Raw genomic sequence first — 18,200 nt, 5'->3', positions numbered from 1 at the left:
TCCATATTATTCAAAGGAGCCGGATAGAATTCCGGCTCCTTTCCGTATTTATGGATTTTATACAACAAATCTTGTCGTTTTGAGAAAAGTTCTTATTAACCGCCGTATTTCTTGAATAAAACAGAAAACAGGACTACAATGAAACTGCAATAATTCCTATAAAAATAGTAGGATTTAACATACTTTTATATAGAAGTTGCCGTTAAGCGGCAGAATGGAGGAAATTATGTCAGAACAAATACTAAAGGTAGAAAACCTTACAGTGGATATAGAAGATAAGGAAATTCTTCACAAGGTCAGTCTTAACATCAAAAAGGGAGAAACCCATGTGCTGATGGGGCCCAACGGCGCTGGAAAATCAACCCTGGGGGCTGTGCTGATGGGGAATTCCAAATATAGGATAAAAGAAGGAGAGATTCTGCTGAAAGGAGAAGATATTACAAGAGAGCCGGCAGATAAGCGGGCCAGAATGGGAATGTTTATGTCCTTTCAGGAACCCTTGGAGGTGCCTGGGCTTCCTTTGAACCGGTTTTTAAAAAATGCCATGGAACAGCAGAGCGGACGCCGGATTAAACTGTGGAATTTTAAAAAAGAATTAAATAAGGCGATGGAAATCCTTCAGATGGATCCGTCATATGGGGAGAGAAGCCTGAACGTGGGCTTTTCCGGAGGGGAGAAGAAAAAGTCTGAAATTCTTCAGCTCATGATGCTCAAACCTGATCTTGCAGTGTTGGATGAGACAGATTCCGGTCTGGATGTGGATGCCGTGAAGCTGGTATCCAAGGGGATTGAAGAATATCAGAAGAACAGAAAAGGCTCGCTTCTGATCATAACCCACAGTACAAGGATTCTGGATGCGCTGGACGTAGATTATACACACATCATGGCAGACGGGAAGATCGTTAAAACAGGGGACGGCTCTCTGGTGGAGAAGATCAATGATGAAGGATATGAACAGTTTGATACACCTGCCGGAAGGGAGGAAGCATGATGAAGGAAAGAACGTATGTGGACGATGTTGACAGGAGCATCTATGACATAAAAAATGAGGGGAAAGATGCCTACAAAGTAAAGGAAGGGCTGACCGCCGGTATTGTAGAGCAGATTTCACGGGAAAAGAAAGACCCGGTGTGGATGGAGACGTTCCGGCTCCAGGCTCTTCAAATTTATGATTCTATGAAGGTTCCGGACTGGGGGCCGTCCATTGAGGGATTAAATATGGACCGTATTGTTACCTATGTTCGCCCTAATACCCATATGAGTGCCAAGTGGTCGGAAGTACCCGAGGATATTAAAAATACATTTGAACTTCTGGGTATTCCTAAGGCCGAGAAAAAATCTCTGGCAGGGGTAGGTGCACAGTATGATTCTGAACTGGTGTACCACAGTGTCAGGGAGGAAGTGGCTGCGCAGGGAGTTGTCTATACGGATCTTGAAAGTGCTCTCAGGGGTGAATATGCAGATATGATACGAAGACATTTTATGAAGCTTGTAAAACCGGGAGATCATAAATTTGCAGCTCTGCACGGCGCTGTATGGTCCGGAGGCTCCTTTGTCTATGTACCTCCAGGAGTGTCAGTGGACATACCGCTGCAGTCTTATTTCCGGCTGAATGCGCCGGGAGCCGGGCAGTTCGAACATACATTGATCATTGTGGACGAGGGAGCAAGACTGCATTTTATTGAAGGCTGTTCTGCGCCCAAATACAATACCGCAAATCTTCACGCAGGCTGCGTGGAACTGTTTGTCGGTAAAAACGCCAAACTCAGGTATTCCACCATTGAGAACTGGTCAAAAAATATGTATAACCTGAACACAAAAAGAGCTCTGGTCGAAGAAGGCGGAACGATGGAGTGGGTATCCGGGTCATTCGGCTCCCGTGTTTCGTATCTGTATCCTATGACTATATTAAAGGGGAAGAAATCGAGAATGGATTTTACCGGAATTACATTTGCAGGGAACGGCCAGAATCTGGACACGGGAGCAAAAGTAGTGCACAGCGGGGCAGAAACATCATCCTTTATCAATACAAAGTCTATTTCCAAGGATGGGGGTGCCAGCACTTTCAGAAGTTCTGTGGTGATCGGAAAACATGCCAGGAACAGTAAAGCAGCCGTTTCCTGCCAGTCCCTGATGCTGGATAATATTTCCCGGTCAGATACGATTCCTGCCATGGATATACGTACAGACGACGCTGACGTGGGACATGAGGCAAAGATCGGAAGAATCAGTGATGACGCCATATTCTATCTTATGTCCAGAGGCATCAGCGAAGAAGATGCCAGGGCAATGATCGTGAGCGGATTTGCAGATAACATATCGAAAGAACTGCCGCTGGAATATGCTCTGGAAATGAACAATCTGATTCAGCTGGAAATGAAGGGCAGTATCGGTTAAAAAGGAGGAAGAAAGAATGGATATAACAGTAAACAGGCTGCCTTCCCGCACATGGAATCAGCTTGGCATGAATGAAAGCCGGATTTCCGGCATTGAAACAGAGAAGAAATATCCCGCTGCCCCAAAGTTTTCCGGGCCGGGGCTTCAATGGAATCCAAAAGACCCGGAGATGGCAGACGGCGTCTGGACAGAGATCCAAACCGGCATGGGAACGGATATGGACTTCTTGGGCAGGAGTACAGAACCGGATCTGCTGGTGTCCAAACCGGGGTACTTGAATGAAGAACCGGCAGTGATTGATTTTAATCTCCGGGCAGGTGAGAAATGTTTTAATACACTGCATTTATATGCCGGGAAAGGCAGTTCTATGACAGCAGCGGTCATCTGCCGCTCTTCGGATAAAGGGGAGGGGATTTCCGCTCTCCAGACCAAAATCTATGCCGGGGAAGGTGCCAGGGTTCGTTTATTTATGGTACAGATCCTCAATGAGTCTTCTGTCAGCCTCAACGATATCGGAGGAATCTGCAGAGAGGGTGCCCAGGTGGAAGTGGTGAGGCTTGAACTGGGAGCCAGGAAAGCTTATGCGGGAGGACTTGTGGAACTTCTGGGTGACGGTAGCAGTTTTAAAGCTCAAATCGGGTATTCCGGAAGCCAAAAGCAGCATCTGGACATGAACTATACAGCCCGGCACAGAGGCAGAAGAACAGAAAGCCTGATGGATGTTTCTGGTGTCCTGGCAGAAGGTGCATTTAAACTGTTCCGGGGCACCATTGATTTTATTTCCGGGTCTTCCGGCTCAAAAGGAGAAGAAAAAGAAGATGTACTTCTGCTGGGCGGTCATATGGTCAACCAGACCGTTCCGCTGATTCTTTGCGGAGAGGATGATGTGGAAGGAAACCACGGGGCAACGATCGGAAGGCTGGACGAGCAGATGATGTTTTACCTATGCTCCAGGGGATTTTCCGGGGAAGAGGCTAAACGGATGCTGGCACGGGCTAAAATTGACGCTTTATGTGAACAGATTCCGGTCAGAGAGATTAGAAAACAAGTGGATTTATATCTGGAAGGAGGGAAAAGAGATGGAGAACTTTAAAAAAGACTTTCCTCTGCTTTGCCGGACAGAACTTGTTTATCTGGACAATGCGGCAACTTCCCAGCGCCCGTGGCCTGTTTTAAAGGCAGAGCAGGAGTTTTATGAACGGTATAACGCGAATCCGATGAGAGGACTTTACAGCCTGGGCATAAAAGCTACAGACCAATATGAACAGGCCCGGGAAAGTGTGAGAAATTTTATCCATGCGTCCAGGGCTGAAGAAATCATTTTTACAAGAAACACAACGGAGAGTATCAATCTTGTGGCTTACAGCTATGGACTGCATCATTTGAAAGAGGGAGACGAGATTCTTGTCACCATCGCAGAACATCACAGCAATCTGCTTCCGTGGCAGATGGTTTCGAAACAGACCGGGGCATCTCTTGTTTTTCTGGAATGTGGGGAAGACGGCACATTCAGCCGGGAAGCTGTCAGAAGGGCCGTGAGCTCCAAAACAAAATTTGCAGCGGTCACTCACATCTCCAATGTGTCCGGGCGTGTCAGCCCGGTAAAGGAGATCATTGATCTGGTCCATAAAAATGGAGGTATGGTGTTCATTGATGCGGCTCAGAGTGCACCGCATATGCCTGTGGATGTGGTTTCCATGGACGCTGATTTTCTGGCGTTTTCCGGACATAAGCTTATGGGGCCTATGGGAATTGGGGTTCTCTATGGGAAGAAGGAGATTCTTGACAAGATGCCGCCGTTTCTTACAGGAGGCGAGATGATCGACTCAGTTACAAGAAATGGAGCGGTCTATGCACCCCTTCCCCATAAATTTGAAGCCGGCACGGTAAACGGAGCCGGGGCTGCAGGGCTTCGGGCAGCCATTGAATATATAGATACGGTCGGAATGGAAAAGATACGCCAAAGGGAAGAAATGCTCACGGCTGCAGCATTGGAAGAAATGCAGAAAATTCCGGGCATCCGGGTTCTGGGCAGCAGGAATGCAGAGGATCACAGCGGTATTTTAAGCTTCACTCTGGAAGGAGTGCATCCCCATGACATTGCCTCTGTTCTGGATGCAGAGCATATAGCCGTCAGAGCAGGACATCACTGTGCACAGCCGCTGCTTCAGTATCTGGGTGTGCCTTCGGCGGCAAGAGCCAGCATATCTTTTTACAATACAGAAGAAGATATTCAGCGTTTTATTACGAGTTTAAAAGATATCAGGAGGAAAATGGGTTATGGACAACAGGACCTTTTATAATGAGATTTTAACGGAACACAATCTGCACCCTATAAATAAAAAGAAACTGGAAGATGCCAATCTGGTGCTGGAGGGTGTCAATCCAAGCTGCGGGGATGATATTATCCTGCAGCTTAGGACAGAGGACGGGCGTATCATAGACGGAGCCTTTGAAGGCTGCGGCTGCGCTGTGTCACAGGCGTCTGCAGATATGATGCTCGATTTGGTAATAGGGAAGACAGAAGAAGAGGCGCTCAAACTTTCAGATCTGTTTCTGCGCATGATACAGGGAAAAGCTTCAGAGGAAGAGATGGAGGATCTTGAAGAAGCTGTTTCGCTTAAAGATATCGGACACATGCCTGCGAGAGTAAAATGTGCAGTGCTGGGCTGGCATACAATGGAAGAAATGCTGAAACAGGGAGGAGCATAAGTACCAGGATACTTTTATTACAGGAGGATGAACAGGCAGTTGATAACAGCTTGTCCATCCTCCTGTTTTATTCTGTAGAAAATTCCTGTATTCTTCCTGAAAAAATTTATCAATAAATCAATGTACTTATTTATTGACATTTTGGAAAAAGAGTTATATTATAAACATATGAATAATTGTTCATATGAATGAAGATAAAAGAAAGCAGGTGGGAAATTGGCTGTAAATGACGTAGAATGCTGTGATACATTTCAGGTACATGACGATTTGCTGAAAATCGTAAGCGAGAAGATGCCTGAGGAAGAAGAACTGCACGACTTAGCCGAACTGTTTAAAGTATTCGGTGATTTTACAAGAATCAGGATTTTGTTTGTCCTGTTTGAAGTTGAGGTCTGTGTGTGCGATTTGGCTGAGACTCTTAATATGACTCAGTCTGCGATCTCACATCAGTTAAAGATCCTGAAGCAGGCAAAGCTTGTAAAGTCCAGGAGAGAAGGGAAATCAGTATTTTATTCACTGGCAGATGGTCATGTAAGGACAATCATTGCCCAGGGAAGAGATCATATTGAGGAATAAACATAAAAGGAAGGAAGATAAGTATGAAGAAAAAATTTAAATTAGAGGATTTAGACTGTGCAAACTGTGCTGCAAAGATGGAAGAGGCTATTAAAAAAATTCCGGGTGTGAATGATGCAACGGTGAGCTTTATGACACAGAAAATGACAATCAATGCAGATGACGATCAGTTTGATGATATTATGCAGAAGGTTGTGAGTGCCTGTGCCAAGGTAGAGCCGGACTGCAGGATTTTAATGTAGCAGAGAAACCCGGATACAGAGGAGACTGTAAGTATGACAAAAAAACACAAAAAAATGCTGATCCGCATTGTCACAGCGTTTCTTTTGCTGGCGGGACTTATGATTTCGGAGCACACAGGAAGGCTTGACAGTCTTAATAGTTCATGGATTTTGTTCGTGATCTATCTGGTTCCGTATTTAGTAATCGGTTATGACATTATTTACAAAGCAGCCAGAAATATCAGCAACGGACAGATTTTTGACGAGAATTTCCTTATGATGATTGCCACTTTCGGAGCTTTTGGGGTAAAGGAATATTCTGAAGCTGTGGCTGTTATGCTTTTTTATCAGGTTGGAGAACTTTTTCAGAGCTATGCTGTGGGGAAATCCCGCCAGTCTATTTCTGCTATGATGGATATCTGCCCGGAGTATGCTAATATAGAGGCAGACGGAAAGCTTATTCAGGTAGATCCGGATGATGTGGAAGTAGGAAGCTTCATTGTGGTTAAGCCAGGTGAGCGGATTCCTCTGGACGGAGTCGTGGCAGAGGGTGAGTCTCTCATTGATACAGCAGCCCTGACAGGGGAGTCTGTCCCCAGAAAGGCAGCAAAAGGTGATGAAATCATCAGCGGCTGTGTCAACGGAAGCGGAACATTAAAAGTCAGGGTGACAAAAGAGTTTGAAGATTCCACGGTGGCCAAGATTCTGGAGCTTGTGGAAAATGCCAGCAGCAAGAAGGCAAATGTTGAGAACTTTATTACCAAATTCGCAAAATATTATACTCCGGTTGTGACCGTGGGAGCAGTGCTCCTGGCAGTCCTTCCTCCGCTGATGTTTGGCGGCGGATGGGGTGAATGGATCCAGAGAGCCTGTATCTTTCTTGTTATTTCCTGCCCCTGCGCTCTTGTTATCTCAGTGCCTATGGGATTTTTCGGCGGCATCGGAGCCGCATCCAAGATCGGTGTGCTGGTAAAGGGAAGCAATTATCTGGAAGCAGTGTCTGAGATGACAACGATCGTGTTTGACAAGACCGGAACACTGACAAAAGGTGAATTTAAGGTGACACATATCCTGCCGCAGGGATGCAGGGAGGAGGAACTTCTGGAACTTGCCGCGCTTGGCGAGGGTTATTCCAACCATCCGATTGCCGGTTCTATTAAAGAAGCATACGCAGAGGCTCTGGATATGAACCGTGTGTCTGATGCAGAAGAAATTGCCGGCCACGGAATCCGTGTTTTGATTGACGGCAAAGAGGTCTTAGTGGGAAACAGCAAACTGATGAAACAGCAGAACATAGAGTATGTTTCCAGCACTGAGGCGGGTACGGTTGTCTACGTGGCAGTTCAAGGTAAATTTGCAGGAGCCATCGTCATATCCGATTCGGTAAAGGATGGGGCAAAAGAGGCAATCAGCAGCATGAAGCGTGTGGGAGTGAAGAAATGTGTCATGCTCACCGGAGACAGAAAAGAAGCGGCGGAGTCAGTGGCTGCAGAGCTTGGGATTGATGAGGTATATTCTGAACTTCTCCCGGGTGATAAAGTGACCCAGGTGGAACGCTTATTAGAAAGCCAGAGGGAGAAAGAAAAGCTTGCATTTGCCGGAGATGGCATCAATGATGCACCGGTTCTCACAAGGGCCGATATCGGCATCGCCATGGGAAGCATGGGATCTGATGCAGCTATTGAAGCTGCAGACGTTGTACTTATGGATGATGATGTAAGAAAGATTGCATCCGTTGTGCACATTTCCAGAAAGACACTGCGTATCGTAAAGCAGAATATTGTGTTTGCCTTGGTTGTCAAGGCACTTGTGCTGGCCCTTGGAGCACTCGGCATGGCAAATATGTGGGAGGCAGTCTTTGCAGATGTGGGTGTGTCAGTTATCGCAATTCTGAATTCTATGCGCGCATTAAAATTAAACTTTGAAGAGTAAAAGATTCATGCTATGATAAGAAGGTATGAATAAATCAAAAGGAGTGAGGCTGTTGAAACGCTGTATTGCATTTCCTGGAATAGCTGCAGAAAACATGAGAATACAGGAGGATTTCAAATGGCTGTTCCAGAGAAACAAATATATCCCCGCACGGGAGATAAAGAAACAATATATTTAAAGAATGTGATCACGGATCCAAATATCATTGTCGGAGATTACACAATGTATAACGACTTTGTCAATGATCCGGTTTTATTTGAGAGAAACAATGTTTTATACCACTATCCTGTCAACCGCGACAGGCTTGTGATCGGGAAGTTTTGTTCCATCGCATGCGGTGCAAAGTTTCTGTTTAACAGTGCCAATCATGCCATGTCATCATTATCCACCTATCCTTTTCCTCTTTTCTTTGAAGAGTGGGATCTCAGGATGGAAGATGTGACTGATTCGTGGGATAACAAAGGAGACATCATCATTGGAAATGACGTATGGATTGGTTATGAAGCTGTTATCATGGCCGGCGTTCATATCGGCGACGGTGCGGTGATCGGAAGCCGTGCAGTGGTGACAAAAGATGTCCCTGCCTATACGGTTGTGGGCGGCGTTCCAGCAAAGCCCATTAAAAAAAGATTTTCGGACGAGACTGTCTCTTTTCTGCTTGATGTCAAGTGGTGGGACTGGCCGAAGGAAAAGATTAAAAGAAATATCAAAGCGATACAATCCGGCTGTGTGAAACAGCTGAGATGACAGGACCGCTTAAGAAAAGCCGCCTGCCGGGAGTTATTCCGGCAGGCGGCTTTTTGCAGCTGAGCGGGCAAGGGGGAAATTTAAGGTCTTTTCGGCATCTCAAATTCGGACAGTGCCTTGTTAAGAAAGTCATTAAAAGGCTTCATCCTTTTGTATATATCTGCAGCGTGTGAAATAAAACAATCTGCATCCATAACATCAGTGTCTTTGACCGGGTATTCCACATACCAGCTCTTAAATTTCAGATACTCAGCCTGAGGATGTTCTTTGTCATATCCGCTGGGAACATTTTTTAAGGAAATCCCCTGTACCGAAAAGTATGGCTGGAATTCTTCCGAATGGAGAATCTTTTCCCATTCTTCAGGATGTTCTGAAATATAGTCCCGGACCATGGCAGTCGCATCCTTAAACATGCCTGCAAACAGCCCGCCGCCGAGGAAGGACCGGTTTCCCGGCATAACCATAAGATAGTAGCCCACAGGCACAGGGAGTTTGCCCTTTGGGCCTATGTGTGCGCGGAAGGCCGGAAGATACGGAGTCTTGTCGCGGCTGAATCTGGTATCCCTGACAATTTTAAACGTCAGATCTTTTGGCTGGCAGTCCAGTATGCTGCTGTCGAATTCTCCTATTTTAAAAATCAATTCCTGTACTAAGGATTCAAACTGGGTATTTGCTTCTTTATATTCTTTTTTGTGGTCATGGTACCAATCACGGCTGTTATTTTTGCTTAATTCTGATAAATAAGTCAATATCATATCTGTGTTCATGAAATATCTCCTTTATGAATTTTTTACGACAGAAAGTGACACGGAATCCAGAAAATCTGAAACAAATGCTCTGACCTTTTCCGGAGATTCATACAGTCTGCAGAAGGAGAATTTCTGTGAGAGGCCGTCGATATCTTCCATTGCATTTTTAAAGTCACGGCAGATTTGATCAGAAGCGGCATTGGAGCATGTGTACTCCAGATGTGAAGGGTCCAGCCTCCGGCTCTGGACTGCATAGTTGATTCTGTTTTTACACCGGCATTTGCCGCTGCCGTACTCGCCGCAGTAAGCCTCAAGAAAATCAGCCATTTTGCGGCGGATTCTTGACAGACGCTGGCGGTAGGCCTCCGGAGACAGATGGAGGACCTCACCTGCAGTCCGGCTGTCCAGCTGAAACATGGTTCCGAGGATGAAGATGCACCGGCTCTCCGGATCCAGACATTGAAGCATAACATTGGTGCAGGACATTTTCAGTTCCTCTGCCAAAAGTTCTTCCTCAACATTTTGTGTCAGGTCAGGAATATCCTGAATCGGAGCATTTTCGATATCATTTCCGTAAAATTCAAAGCTTAATGGAGCATGGACAAACATGTGTTTTTTATAATTGATCAGATGATTTTTGGAAATGCTGAATACCCATGTGGAAAAAGAACTTTCCTTTCTGAACGTGGACAGATGGGTCATGATCTTCAAAATGATGTCCTGTGTGGCATCCTCTGCGTCCGCAAAGGTTCCCAGCATTCTTAAGGATAGGTTAAAAATCAGATCCCGGACACTTAGAATGACAGCTTCCAGAGCTTCCTTATCGCCGTTTGCTGCATCTTCAATTAATTTTGACAGTTCTTCGTTTGTATTTTTTATCATGTATGTTACCTCCTTGTCTGATTAGACATCAGGAATCATCCTTTGTGACATAAAAAATGAAAATATTTAATCATTTCAAACAATTTTCATGAAACATTTATTCTGTAAGAGATATTTGATGTTTTCGGATGTAATCTTCCTGAGCCTTTATAACAAGCTGGGCAGTCAGAATTGACAGTGGTTCCATATCGCTGGATTTTCTTGATGAGGCAAGAGTATCTGCAAATTCTTTTTTTCTGCCGGAAGGTACTGAGACAGGACAGTACCCTGACCGGGACAGAATTACATCCCTTAAAATTTCTGCTGTTTTTTCATTTCCGTCTGCAAAAGGATGGATATCAAGCAGGCGTTTGTGTGCCATTGCCGCAAGTTCGACAGGATGAAGGGCGGACTTTGAGGAATAGATCTGGTTTTCTAAATGGCTCATGAGCCGCGGCAGATCTTTGGGGGAGGGCAGGATGGGAGATTCAGACGGATCTGCTGCCGCAGAAGTGCGGTACCGGCCTGCCTGTGATGAGTCTGTTCCGTTATATACAGACCTGTGCAGATTTCTGATAAAATCTTCTGTTATATCAGCTGTTTTAAATTCAGAGTTAATATATGTTTCTGCCGGTACACCGGATTTCTGTATGATTTCTTTATATGCATCTGCACGTCGGAGCAGTTCCTGTAATTTTGACATGATGTTTCCTCCTGGATATTGGCTGTTATTGTTTGGAACCCTATTATACATGAATCTGAAAAAGACAGCAACGGCAGGGCTTTAAGAAGATATTAAACTTTATGCAGCAATCTGAATTCGGAATATTTTGTTCAGGAAAAATGTGCTATAATAGCTTTTATATAACCATGCAGATAAACAAAAGAGGTAACATACATGAATGATAACATCCTCAGAAAAGTGATTTTGGACAGTACGGACAACATTATATATGTCAGTGACATTGATACTTATGAAGTGCTGTACATCAACGGGGCAGGGAAAAAACGGTATCAGATCAACGGAGATGATTATAAAAGGCAGAAGTGTTATGAGCTTCTTCAGGGAAAGAAAAAACCCTGTGAATTCTGCACCAATGAAAAAATCCTCTGGGAGGGAAGCTGCCGGTGGATCCGCCATAACAAATATTTAGACAGATATTTTGCGATTGCAGATTATCTGATAGAACTTACTCCGGGCTACCACGTCCGGATGGAAATCGCGACAGATATTACGGAAAAGGAGCGTCAGAAAAAGCGTCTTGGCAGTAAGATAAAACAGGATGAGACTCTTTTGCTGTGCATCAAAACTTTAAATGACACGCTGGATTTGGACTGTGCCATCAACAGGCTTTTGGAATTAATTGCAGATTATTACGGCGGGGACAGAACTTATATTTTTGAGATCGATCATGACCAAAAGACTGCAAACAATACATATGAGTGGTGTGACAAGAACATCACAAGTGAAATTGACCAGCTTCAGGGAGTTCCATTGTCAGCTCTGGAAAACTGGCTCAGTCAGTTTAAAAAGTGCGGAAGCTTTTCTATTTCTTCCCTTGATCAGGAAATGAATCAGGAAAGTGAGGCTTATGGAATACTCAGGAGACAGGGGATAAAGAGTCTGATGGCGGCTCCTCTGTATGAGAGAGGAAAACTCAGCGGATTTATCGGAGTAGATGATCCAAAGAGAAACCGGGAAAATCCGGATCTCTTAAAGTCTGTGACTTATTTCATTGCCAATGATCTGGAGAAGCGGAGAATGGTTGCCAGGCTTGAGTATCTGAGTTATGTAGATATTCTGACAGGGCTCTGGAACCGTAATAAGTATATGGAAGAGGTATTTGACATTGAGCACCACGGCTGCCGCAATATCGGCGTAGCCTATGTTGACTTAAACGGGCTGAAGATTGCAAACAACCGGTATGGGCATGAGTACGGCGATAAACTGATTATCCGCACAGCAGAGATTTTAGAATCCATTTTCGGGAAGCAGATTTACCGCATTGGAGGAGATGAATTTGTTGTCCTGTGCAGGAATATCAGCCGGAAGGAGTTTCAGGACAAGGAACTTATGCTGAGAAAGAAAGTAAAGGAGCACAGGGAGATCAGTGCGTCTATTGGAACTACATGGGAAGAAGAGATCACAAATATCAATGAATTAATTAATCATGCAGATGAACTCATGTATGCCAATAAACAAAAGTATTATGAGTTCTCAGTATACGGCGGCTATAATCATGATTCTGCCGTCGCAGAGCAGGTCCTGAAGGATATCCGCCAGGACAGATACCAGGTGTTTCTGCAGCCAAAAGTGTATCTTCATACAGGGGAGCTTTCAGGGGCAGAAGCCCTGATCAGAAGAGTGGACAGCAGCGGAGAACTGATTTTTCCGGACCGGTTCATTCCGCTGTATGAGGCAGAGGGAGTGATCCGGCACATTGACTTCTATGCACTGGAATGTGTCTGCAGGCTTATCAGGCAGATGCATGATGAAGGACATGATATAGGAAAGATTTCAGTGAATTTTTCCAGGGTCACTCTGTTAGAGTATGATATTGTAAACCGGATCCTGGCAGTCTGCAAAAAATATGATGTGGATGCAGGCCAGATCTGTATTGAAGTGACGGAGTCTGTCTCAAAACTTAAGACGACAGAATTGGTAGTCCTTGCCCAGAAAATCAAGGACGCCGGATTCTATCTTTCTTTAGATGATTATGGTGCGAAATACTCTAATATCACGCTGCTCTCCAACATTAAGTTTGATGAGGTTAAGCTGGATAAAAGCATTATTTCGGAGATTATGACCAATGAAAGGGCCAGAGCTATTGTCCGTTCTACTATTTATATGTGCAGAGGATTCGGGAACACCAAAACCACGGCAGAAGGAATTGAGACAGAGGAGCAGATGGAGTTTCTCCGGGAGTTTCAGTGTGACTGCGGACAGGGATATTATTTTTCCAGACCGGTTGATACAGAAACCTTTATAAAAGAATATGTAAAATAGAGGGAAGCTCTGTCCTGCCAAACGGGACAGCCTTCCTTTTTCTTTCCCTATAGATGTTTTGTAAGAGATATTGAGCAATAAAGTTGCGGACTTTCCACAAAACGTGCTAAAATTCTTTCAGATATAAAAAGGAGTTATTTATGAAACTTTCGATGATAGGAATTGATTATCATACGGCATCGGTGGACGAGCGGGAACCCTTTGCGTTTACAGATTCGGGAGCAGTCCGTTTTATGCAGTCTGTGAAGGAAGCAGACCCTGAGGCCTCCTGTATTGTTTTGTCAACATGCAATCGGACTGAACTGTGGTTTTATCATCTGGACAGAGATCCTCTGGATTACCTGTTTTCACAGCTTTCCATAACGGAGGATTCCAAACGCAGCCTGTTTGTCTGCAGGGAAGATGAAGAGGCAGTATTTTATCTTATGGAACTGGCCAGCGGGATCCATTCCCAGATCCTTGGGGAAGACCAGATCATCTCCCAGGTCCGGGACGCCCTGGAGCGGGCAAGGGAATGCTGTAAGCCGGACCCGGTGCTGGACACGCTGTTCAGAATGGCTGTGACTGCGGCAAAAAAAGTCAAGACAGACACGCGGATCGGCAGCAGAGACACCTCTGTCCCGGAGAGAGCAGTGTCAATCCTGGAAGAACGATATGGGAGTTTTAGGGAGAAGCAGTGTCTGGTCATAGGCAATGGAGAGATGGGCCGTCTGCTGGCTTCATGGCTTGTACATAAAAAAGCCCAGGTTTCCATGACTTTGAGACAGTATAGAAAACAAGATGTACTGATTCCGGCAGGCTGCGGGGTTATTCCTTATAAAGCACGCTATGAAGCTATGGGATCTATGGATTTTATTTTCAGTGCTACGAGAAGCCCTCACTATACAGTTCAGGCACAGCAGGCTGCAGAGGTATTTCAAAAACAGCGTTCTTATGTGTTTGCGGATCTGGCAGTGCCCAGGGATCTGGATCCAAAACTGGCCCAACTTCCGGGCTGCCGGCTGCTTAGTATGGACGATCTGGGGATTCAGACATCGGTAAACGGCGAAGAGATGAAAAAAGCCCGGGAGATTCTGCGGGAACAGACCGGTGAATTTATTAACTGGTATTACTTCAGAAGCTATATTCCTTTGGTCCGTGCAGTCGGCAGTGCAGCTGCAGACCTGACAAGCGCCAAACTGAAGAAATCTTATAAGAAGCTTCGCAAAGAGGGAGCAGATGTCTGTGCGTTAAAGCAGGAGGTTGAGAGAGCATCATCATCGGCGGTAGAGAGGATTCTCTTTGGGCTCAAGGACATCCTTCCAAGAGAAGAATGGCAGCAGGTTTTAAAGTCTCTGGAAGCTTCTGCAGAGGAAGTAAGTATTTATTAAGGAGGATGAAATGGCCTATTTTCCGTTATATATTGACATTCAGGATTTAAAGCTTGTCATGGTGGGAGGGGGCAGCATAGCCCTGCGCAGGCTCAGTACCCTGCGGATGTTTCATAATCAGGTAACGGTCATCTCTCCTTCCGTATGCAGCGGCATAGAGGAAATGATACATAACGGGTTCGTCCGGTGGATACAAAGGCCGTATGCTCCCGGGGATCTGAACGGGTTTGACATGGTGTTTGCGGCAACCGACAGCAGAGAAGTCAATCATGCGGTCTTTGCTGAGGCCGGAAAAAGAAAGCTTCCGGTTAATATCAGTGACTGCAAGGAGGAGTGCAGTTTTTATTTTCCTTCTGTCATAAAGGACGGGGATATTGTTATTGGTGTCACATCGGGAGGTACGGACCACAAAAAAACAAAGCAGACAGCAGACAGAATCAGGAGTATGATATGGAACCAAAAAGATTGAGGATCGGCAGCCGCGAAAGCCTTTTGGCCGTGGCCCAGACAGAGCTTGTGATCAAGCAGTTAAAAAAGTATTATCCGGGGCTTACAATAGAACTGGTGACACTGAAGACCACCGGCGATAAAATATTGAATAAAACATTGGATCAGATTGGCGGAAAGGGGCTTTTTGTTAAGGAACTGGATCAGGCACTTTTGGACGGCAGGATTGATATGGCAGTCCACAGTATGAAGGACCTTCCTATGGAGATTTCTTCCGAGCTTCCCATTGCAGCGGTTCCGAAACGGGGGGATCCCAGAGATGTTCTGGTGCTGCCTGTTACAGAGTCCGGAACGGACAAAGGTCAGGTAATCGGTTCTTCCAGTGCAAGAAGGGTACTGCAGGCGAAAAAGCTGTTTCCGGATGCAAGTTTTCAGAGTATCCGGGGAAACATCCATACCAGGCTCAATAAGCTGGATGAAGGCCGGTATTCGGCATTGATTATGGCAGCTGCAGGGCTTTGCAGGGCAGGGCTTCAGGATAGGATCAGCCGATATTTTTCAGTGGAAGAGATGCTGCCTTCGGCAGGGCAGGGGACCCTGTGCATTCAGGTGAGAAAAGATTTTGACCGGTCCTTTTTTTCCTGTATTCATGACAGGCAGACGGAGCTTGTTACATTGGCAGAGCGGAGTTTTGTGCGGACATTGGACGGGGGCTGTTCGTCTCCGATTGCGGCCTACGCGTCAGTGACCGGAAAGAAGCTTTCTCTTACCGGACTTTTTTATGATGAGACGTCGGAGACATACCGGAAAAGAAGCATCGGGGGAAATCCTCAGAATGCGGAAGAACTTGGCCGCTGCCTTGCAAAGCAGATCAAATCGGAATAAATGATATAGAAAGAAGGAAGTAGAATGGATATGACAGTACGATCAAGAAGACTCCGGTCCGTGCCGGTATTGAGGAAAATGGTGCGGGAGACAAGGATGGATGCATCTTCTCTTATTTATCCCCTTTTTGTGACGGAAGGGGAAGGTAAAAAGGAAGAGATTCCTTCCATGCCCGGCCAGTACAGATACAGCCTGGACCGTATGCCGGAAGTTCTCACAGAAATGGCAGATGCAGGTGTGCCGAGTGTCATGCTGTTTGGGATACCGGGAGAAAAAGATGAGTGCGGTACCGGAGCATGGGCGGAAGACGGCGTTATTCAGAAAGCACTTGTGAAAGCGAAAAAGGAAGTACCGGATCTTTATTACATTACAGATGTTTGTATGTGTGAATATACTTCGCACGGCCACTGCGGCATTCTGAACGGAGAACAGGTGGACAACGATAAGACACTTCCGGTCATTGCACAGATTGCCCTGTCCCAGGTGCAGGCAGGAGCTGATATGGTGGCCCCTTCCGATATGATGGACGGCCGGGTCCGTGAGATCAGACATCTGCTGGATAAAAACGGCCGCACGGATGTGCCGATCATGTCCTATGCGGCCAAATATGCCTCTGCGTTTTATGGACCGTTCCGGGATGCTGCCGGGTCCGCGCCTTCTTTCGGGGACCGGAAAAGTTACCAGATGGATTATCACAACCGTCTGGAAGCCTTAAAAGAAGTGAAACAGGACTGTCAGGAGGGAGCAGATATCATTATGGTAAAACCGGCGCTTTCTTATCTGGATATTGTAAGGGAAGTGCGGAATACGGTGGATCTGCCCGTAGCTGCATACAGTGTCAGCGGAGAATATGCAATGATTAAGGCGGCAGCTGCGAAAGGATGGATTGATGAGGATCAGATGATCTGTGAAACAGCAGCCGGAATCTACCGGGCAGGCTGTGATATTCTGCTGACCTATTTTGCCAAGGAGATTGCCGGATTTATGAAGGAAGGGAGAATCGGATGATGACCAGATCAGAAAGCCTGTTTGAACGCGCAAAGCGGGTGCTGCCGGGAGGAGTCAACAGCCCGGTCAGAGCCTACCAGTCTGTGGGAGGCTGTCCCCGCTTTATTAAAAAAGCGGAGGGCACCTATGTGTATGACGAAGATGAAAAACGCTATATAGACTGCATTGGTTCGTGGGGACCGATGATTTTGGGACATAATCATCCGGAGATTCAGGAAGCTGTGGTCAGTGCTGCCCAAAATGGGCTGAGTTTCGGCACAGCCACGGAAATTGAGGTGGAGATGGGAGAACTGCTCTGTGAACTGGTTCCCTGCTTTGATATGGTCCGCATGGTCAATTCCGGAACTGAGGCAGTGATGAGTGCCATCCGGGCTGCCAGGGGATTCACCGGAAGAGATAAGATCATTAAGTTTGAAGGCTGTTACCATGGGCATTTTGATGCACTGTTAGTTAAGGCAGGGTCCGGAGTGATGACTGCAGGAATTCCGGACAGTTCCGGCGTGCCAAAGGGATGCGCCAAGGATACCCTGACTGCGGTATACAATGATTTGGACAGCGTGAGGACATTGTTTGAAGATAATAAGGGCCAGATCGCGGCATTGATCATAGAGCCGGTGGCGGCCAACATGGGAGTGGTGCTGCCGGAAGAAGGATTTTTAACAGAACTGAGAAACATCTGTACGCAGAACGGAACCCTTCTGATTTTCGATGAAGTAATCACCGGCTTCCGGCTGGGCCTTCAGGGGGCACAGGGGACCTATGGTGTTATACCGGATCTGGCCACCTTCGGAAAGATCATCGGAGGCGGAATGCCGGTGGGATGCTACGGCGGGCGCCGGGAGATCATGGAGATGATCGCTCCTCTGGGAAGTGTCTACCAGGCAGGAACACTGAGCGGCAATCCGGTAGCCATGGCGGCTGGACTGAAAGAACTTACAATCTTAAAGGAGAATCCCGAGATATATGGACATCTGGATGAATTGGGTGTGTCCTTCCGAAACGGAGTGAAGGAGATCCTGAAAAAACATGGTGCAGAATGCCAGATTACAGGGACCGGATCTTTGAGCTGTCTGTTTTTTACAGATGTGCCGGTCACCAACTATGAAAAAGCAAAAACCTCAGATGTAAAGGCATTTGCAGACTATTTTCATTATATGCTGGACCGCGGAATTCATCTGGCCCCGTCTCAGTTTGAAGCTGTTTTCTTTAACAATGCCATGGAGCAGTCAGACGTGGATCAGATCCTTCAGGCAATGGATTCTTATTTTCAGCCATAGGCAGGGGAATT

At 46.1% G+C, this 18,200-nt stretch carries 18 protein-coding genes; 15 read left to right on the top strand and 3 right to left on the bottom strand.

The window, feature by feature from the left end; genetic code table 11:
- Positions 1 to 226 precede the first annotated feature (226 nt).
- From sufC to KH180_RS03315, 9 genes are all read left to right on the top strand, one after another.
- The gene (gene sufC / locus KH180_RS03355) at positions 227 to 991 is read left to right on the top strand and encodes a Fe-S cluster assembly ATPase SufC (RefSeq protein ID WP_290756355.1); all 765 of its coding nucleotides are present in this window, start codon (positions 227 to 229) and stop codon (positions 989 to 991) included.
- Positions 991 to 2,397, top strand: a complete 1,407-nt coding sequence (sufB, locus tag KH180_RS03350; protein ID WP_290756443.1) for a Fe-S cluster assembly protein SufB — start codon at positions 991 to 993, stop codon at positions 2,395 to 2,397. Before sufC ends, sufB begins: the two co-directional genes overlap by 1 nt.
- Positions 2,398 to 2,413: 16 nt before the next feature.
- Positions 2,414 to 3,490: a SufB/SufD family protein gene (locus KH180_RS03345; RefSeq protein WP_290756354.1), complete on the top strand. Its 1,077-nt coding sequence runs from the start codon at positions 2,414 to 2,416 to the stop codon at positions 3,488 to 3,490.
- A complete protein-coding gene (locus tag KH180_RS03340) occupies positions 3,477 to 4,700 on the top strand; it encodes an aminotransferase class V-fold PLP-dependent enzyme (protein ID WP_290756352.1) in 1,224 nt (407 codons plus the stop codon). The genes KH180_RS03345 and KH180_RS03340 overlap by 14 nt, the downstream gene beginning before the upstream one ends.
- Entirely contained in the window at positions 4,678 to 5,109 is a 432-nt protein-coding gene (sufU, locus tag KH180_RS03335) for a Fe-S cluster assembly sulfur transfer protein SufU (RefSeq protein ID WP_290756350.1), read from the top strand. Before KH180_RS03340 ends, sufU begins: the two co-directional genes overlap by 23 nt.
- Positions 5,110 to 5,325: 216 nt before the next feature.
- The gene (locus tag KH180_RS03330; protein WP_290756348.1) at positions 5,326 to 5,685 is read left to right on the top strand and encodes an ArsR/SmtB family transcription factor; all 360 of its coding nucleotides are present in this window, start codon (positions 5,326 to 5,328) and stop codon (positions 5,683 to 5,685) included.
- A gap of 23 nt (positions 5,686 to 5,708) precedes the next feature.
- The gene (locus KH180_RS03325) at positions 5,709 to 5,927 is read left to right on the top strand and encodes a cation transporter (protein WP_290756346.1); all 219 of its coding nucleotides are present in this window, start codon (positions 5,709 to 5,711) and stop codon (positions 5,925 to 5,927) included.
- Positions 5,928 to 5,960: 33 nt separating this feature from the next.
- Positions 5,961 to 7,838, top strand: a complete 1,878-nt coding sequence (locus tag KH180_RS03320) for a heavy metal translocating P-type ATPase (protein WP_290756344.1) — start codon at positions 5,961 to 5,963, stop codon at positions 7,836 to 7,838.
- A gap of 117 nt (positions 7,839 to 7,955) precedes the next feature.
- The gene (locus tag KH180_RS03315; RefSeq protein WP_290756342.1) at positions 7,956 to 8,585 is read left to right on the top strand and encodes a CatB-related O-acetyltransferase; all 630 of its coding nucleotides are present in this window, start codon (positions 7,956 to 7,958) and stop codon (positions 8,583 to 8,585) included.
- An 80-nt stretch (positions 8,586 to 8,665) separates the two neighbouring features.
- Here KH180_RS03315 and KH180_RS03310 read toward each other — a convergent pair whose 3' ends face one another.
- The 3 genes from KH180_RS03310 to KH180_RS03300 form a co-directional block, all read right to left on the bottom strand.
- Positions 8,666 to 9,352 (bottom strand): DUF2461 domain-containing protein, encoded by a 687-nt coding sequence (locus tag KH180_RS03310; RefSeq protein WP_290756340.1) that lies wholly within the window; start codon positions 9,350 to 9,352, stop codon positions 8,666 to 8,668.
- 12 nt (positions 9,353 to 9,364) lie between these two features.
- Entirely contained in the window at positions 9,365 to 10,216 is an 852-nt protein-coding gene (locus KH180_RS03305) for an RNA polymerase sigma factor (RefSeq protein ID WP_290756338.1), read from the bottom strand.
- A 97-nt stretch (positions 10,217 to 10,313) separates the two neighbouring features.
- Entirely contained in the window at positions 10,314 to 10,898 is a 585-nt protein-coding gene (locus KH180_RS03300) for a Fic family protein (protein WP_290756336.1), read from the bottom strand.
- A gap of 195 nt (positions 10,899 to 11,093) precedes the next feature.
- Between KH180_RS03300 and KH180_RS03295 the strand changes: the two genes are divergently transcribed.
- From KH180_RS03295 to hemL, 6 genes are all read left to right on the top strand, one after another.
- Entirely contained in the window at positions 11,094 to 13,202 is a 2,109-nt protein-coding gene (locus KH180_RS03295) for a sensor domain-containing phosphodiesterase (protein ID WP_290756334.1), read from the top strand.
- A 140-nt stretch (positions 13,203 to 13,342) separates the two neighbouring features.
- Positions 13,343 to 14,572, top strand: a complete 1,230-nt coding sequence (gene hemA, locus KH180_RS03290; RefSeq protein WP_290756332.1) for a glutamyl-tRNA reductase — start codon at positions 13,343 to 13,345, stop codon at positions 14,570 to 14,572.
- Positions 14,573 to 14,582: 10 nt separating this feature from the next.
- A complete protein-coding gene (locus tag KH180_RS03285; RefSeq protein WP_290756330.1) occupies positions 14,583 to 15,041 on the top strand; it encodes a precorrin-2 dehydrogenase/sirohydrochlorin ferrochelatase family protein in 459 nt (152 codons plus the stop codon).
- Complete coding sequence (gene hemC, locus KH180_RS03280) at positions 15,023 to 15,904, top strand: hydroxymethylbilane synthase (protein WP_290756328.1); 882 nt, start codon at positions 15,023 to 15,025, stop codon at positions 15,902 to 15,904. Before KH180_RS03285 ends, hemC begins: the two co-directional genes overlap by 19 nt.
- Positions 15,905 to 15,928: 24 nt before the next feature.
- Positions 15,929 to 16,912, top strand: a complete 984-nt coding sequence (gene hemB / locus KH180_RS03275; RefSeq protein ID WP_290756326.1) for a porphobilinogen synthase — start codon at positions 15,929 to 15,931, stop codon at positions 16,910 to 16,912.
- Positions 16,912 to 18,189, top strand: coding sequence for a glutamate-1-semialdehyde 2,1-aminomutase (gene hemL / locus KH180_RS03270; protein ID WP_290756440.1), 1,278 nt, complete (start codon positions 16,912 to 16,914; stop codon positions 18,187 to 18,189). The genes hemB and hemL overlap by 1 nt, the downstream gene beginning before the upstream one ends.
- Positions 18,190 to 18,200 lie beyond the last annotated feature (11 nt).

It is taken from the genome of Anaerostipes sp. (genome assembly GCF_018381315.1).
Taxonomy (GTDB): domain Bacteria; phylum Bacillota; class Clostridia; order Lachnospirales; family Lachnospiraceae; genus Anaerostipes.
The sequence above is the reverse complement of the archived record's forward strand: the minus strand, read 5'-3'. Positions and strand labels throughout refer to the sequence as shown.